The sequence below is a fragment of the Mycobacterium sp. TH-M15 genome, from assembly GCF_057473705.1.
On the sequence record NZ_JBYCLB010000514.1, the window covers coordinates 1 to 3,741 of the forward strand.

At 70.2% G+C, this 3,741-nt stretch carries 3 protein-coding genes; all 3 read right to left on the reverse strand.

Translation table 11 applies throughout. The annotated features are described in order from the left end of the window. Positions 1–941: MFS transporter (locus tag AC2VNT_RS12575; protein WP_486947176.1), on the reverse strand; the 941-nt coding region annotated here is incomplete at its 3' end. Positions 942–1,130: 189 nt separating this feature from the next. Beyond that, positions 1,131–2,711 (reverse strand): MFS transporter, encoded by a 1,581-nt coding sequence (locus tag AC2VNT_RS12580; protein ID WP_486947177.1) that lies wholly within the window; start codon positions 2,709–2,711, stop codon positions 1,131–1,133. A 22-nt stretch (positions 2,712–2,733) separates the two neighbouring features. Then, positions 2,734–3,741 (reverse strand): uroporphyrinogen-III C-methyltransferase (gene cobA / locus AC2VNT_RS12585; RefSeq protein ID WP_486947178.1); only part of this gene is annotated, 1,008 nt, incomplete at its 5' end.

Genomic DNA, 3,741 nt, shown 5'->3' on the forward strand with positions numbered 1-3,741 from the left:
AAGCAGATTCCGGCCCGCAGCGCCGAGTAGCCGAGCACGTCCTGAACCAGCAGGCCGATCATCACGCTGACGGTGAGCATCACCCCGCCGGCCAGGAAGTACGCGACGAACGTCGCCACCCGGCTGCGGTCGTCGAAGACCCCGAACGGCACCAGCGGGTTCTCCGCGGTTCGTTCGACGGCCAGGAACCCGATCAGACACAGCACGGCGGTGACCGCGGCGCCGACCACCCAGTGGCTGAGCCAGCCCTGCGGCGGGCCCTGGGTGAAGACCAGCACCGCGGCGGTGCAGCCGGCGGCGGCCAGCAGTGCACCCGGGATGTCGAGTCGGTGCCGTTCGGTGTAGGTCTCGGCAAGCCGGGCCAGCGCGATCACGATGATCACGATGCCGATCGGGATGTTGATCAGGAACGCCAGCCGCCAGGACACCACCGTCAGCGCACCGCCGAGGATCAGGCCGAGCACCGAGCCGAGGCCCTGCATGGCCGCCGACACCGCCATCGCCTGGTTGCGGGCCCGCCCGACGGTGTAGGTGGTGGCGATCAACGCCAGGCCGGTGGGGGCGGCCACCGCGGCCCCGGTCCCCTGCACCGCCCGGGCGACGATCAGCGTGGCCGGATCGGTGGCCACCCCGCAGACCAGCGAGGCGATGGTGAACACCCCGACGCCGGCGACGAACGCCCGCTTCTGCCCGATGGCGTCCCCGACCCGGCCGCCGATCAGCAGCAGGCCACCGAAGGCCAGCACGTAAGCGGTGATCACCCAGCTCTTCGCGGCATCGGAGAGGCCGAGGTCCGCCTGCATCCGGGGCAGCGCGACGATGACGATGGTGCCGTCCAGGGTGGACATCAGCTGCATGCCGGTGATCGCCACGATCGCTACGCCGAGCACGCTGGTGGACAGCCCCGGGCCGGTCGGCGCAGACCTGCCCGCCGTGGCCATGGGATGACAGCCTACCTATAGGCCAGCCAGGCATCGATGGCCGCCAGCCCCTGAGCGATCGACGCGGCCGGCCAGCTCCGCGAAGGTTCCGCCCGCAGCGCACCGTCGAGGTTCAGGTGCAGCTGCCCCTTCGGCAGTCGAGGTCCCGGGCCTGACCGAGGCCATGAAAGTCGGCCCGCCTGCTGGCTCCTACAGGTTCCCGGCGCCGAACGCGTCCTGGGCTTCCTGAGCGTGCGCCACCTGCTTGGCGGAGTAGCCGATCAGCAACGCGACGCCGCCGACGATTACCGCCACTCCGGCGATCCACAGCAGGCCGTAGGTGTAGCCCTGGTCCAGCGCATGCAGCTGGGCGTGGTCCATGTTCTTCACCGGGCCGTTGATCCCGCCCAGGAACAGCGTGCGGGAGGTGATCACGGCCTGGATGACCGCCAGCACCACCGGGCCACCCAGGTTCTGCAACATCAGCGCGATCGCCGAGGTGGGGCCGATCTGGTCGAAGCCGACGCCGGCGATCGCCGCCAGCGCCAACGGGACGATGATCAGGCCGATGCCGATGCCGCCCACCACGATCGGCACCACCAGGTTCGGGAAGTACGCGATGTCCGCGTTCAGCGTCGAGCCGTACAGCATCGCGCCGAGCACCAGGATCCCGCCGGCGATCACCATCGCCCGCGGCGGGAAGAACCGCACCAGCTGGGAAGCGGCGCCCAGCCCGATGCCCATCGCGATCGCGAACGGGATGAAGCCGACGCCGGCCTTCAGGGCGCTGTAGCCCATGATGTCCTGCACGTACAGGCCGATGACCACGGTCAGGGTGAACATCACCCCACCGGCCAGGAAGATGGCCGCGAAGGTGGCCAGCCGGTTGCGGTCGAAGAACAGGTTGAGCGGCACCACCGGGTGCTCCGCGGTGCGCTCCACGATGGCGAACGCCACGAACGCGACGGCGGCCACCGCGCCGGAGCCGATGGTCAGGGCGGAGACCCAGCCCTTCTCCGGGCCGAGCGAGAACGCGAGCACCGCTCCGCTGCAGGCCAGGGTGGCCAGCATCGCGCCGGTCGCGTCCAGCTTCATCCGCTCTCGCTGTGTCTCCCGCAGCGCGGCGCCGGCCAGATAGATCATCAGCAACCCGACCGGCAGGTTCACCACGAAGGCCAGCCGCCAGGACAGCTCGGTCAGCGCACCGCCGACCACCAGACCCATCACCGAGCCGACGCCGGTCATCGCCCCGTACACCGCCATCGCGGCGTTGCGTGACGGCCCCTTCGGGAAGGTGGTCGCGACCAGCGCCAGGCCGGTCGGCGAGGCGATCGCGGCGCCGACCCCCTGCAGCAACCGGGCGATCACCAATGTCGGGGCGTCCCAGGCGATCCCGCACAACACCGACGCGATGGTGAACAGTCCGATGCCGGCGATGAAGGTGCGTTTGCGGCCGATGGTGTCGCCCAGCCGGCCACCGAGCAGCATCAACCCGCCGAAGGTCAGCACATAGGCGGTGATCACCCAGCTGCGGCCGCCGTCGGAGAGGCCGAGATCGTTCTGAATCTTAGGAAGCGCGACAATCGCGATGGTGCCGTCCATCGTCGCCATCAGCTGCATGCCGCCGATCGCGATGACCGCTGCGACGAACCGGCGGGCCGGCAGCCAGGCCGGGGCATATCTGCTGGTCGAGGCGGGTGCCGCTGGCTTTCTTGGCCGGGGAAGTACCGGTTCGGCGACGTCTGCCAGCCATACCGGAGGCGCCGGTCGCGCGTCGTTGAGAGCGGTCATGGACAGCTACTCTACAGTAAGATTAAGAGTTGTCTAAAGCCCCAAACCGGCTGAGCCCCACAACGGCCCCGATAACGATGATCGCCGGTGGTCGGATGCCCTCTTCGCGAATTTTCTCCGGCACGTCGCCGAGCGTGGCGCGCAGCGTCCGCTGTGCGTCGGTGGTGCCGTGCTGAACCACCAGCACCGGCGTATCCGCAGGCCTGCCGCCTTTTCGCAGCACCTCGCTGAACTGCTCGATGCGTTCGACGCCCATCAGCAAGACGATCGTTCCGGTCATCGCGGCCAGCGCATCCCAATTCACTAACGATTCGGGATCGCCGGGCGGGACATGCCCGCTGACCACCACGAACTCGTGGTTCACCCCCCGGTGGGTGACCGGGACACCGGCCACGGCGGGTACCGCTATGGCACTGGTCACACCGGGAACCACGGTGACCGGGATGTCGGCGTCGGCGCAGGCCAGCACCTCCTCGTAGCCGCGGGCGAAGACGAACGGGTCGCCGCCCTTGAGCCGCACCACGAACTTGCCCGCCTTGGCCCGGTCGATCATCAGCGCGTTGATCGCGTCCTGGGCCATCGCACGGCCGTAGGGGATCTTGGCGGCGTCGATGACCTCGACGTGCGAGCCCAGGTCGGCGAGGAGCTCGGCCGGGGCGAGCCGGTCGGCCACCACCACGTCGGCCTGGGCCAGCAACCGGCGGCCACGCACGGTGATCAGCTCGGGGTCGCCGGGGCCGCCTCCGACCAGCGCCACCGCCGGCCGGGTCACCTCGGCGGTCTCCGCGGCGATCACCCCGGACTGCAGCGCCTCCCGGATCGCCGAGCGCAGCGCCGCCGACCGGCGGTGTGCGCCCCCGGCGAGCACCCCCACCGACAGGCCCTCGTAGCCGAAGGTCGCCGGGGTCACCGCGCTGCCCCGCACCGCCGCGTCGGCACGGACGCAGAAGATCCGCCGCCGGTCCGCCTCGGCCAGCACCGCGACGTTGACGTCGACGTCGTCGGTGGCGGCCAGCGCGTACCAGGCGTC

Excerpts from the sequence above, each read along its gene's own strand:
- AC2VNT_RS12580 (WP_486947177.1), bottom strand. The coding sequence starts at position 2,711 with ATGACCGCTCTCAACGACGCGCGACCGGCGCCTCCGGTATGGCTGGCA.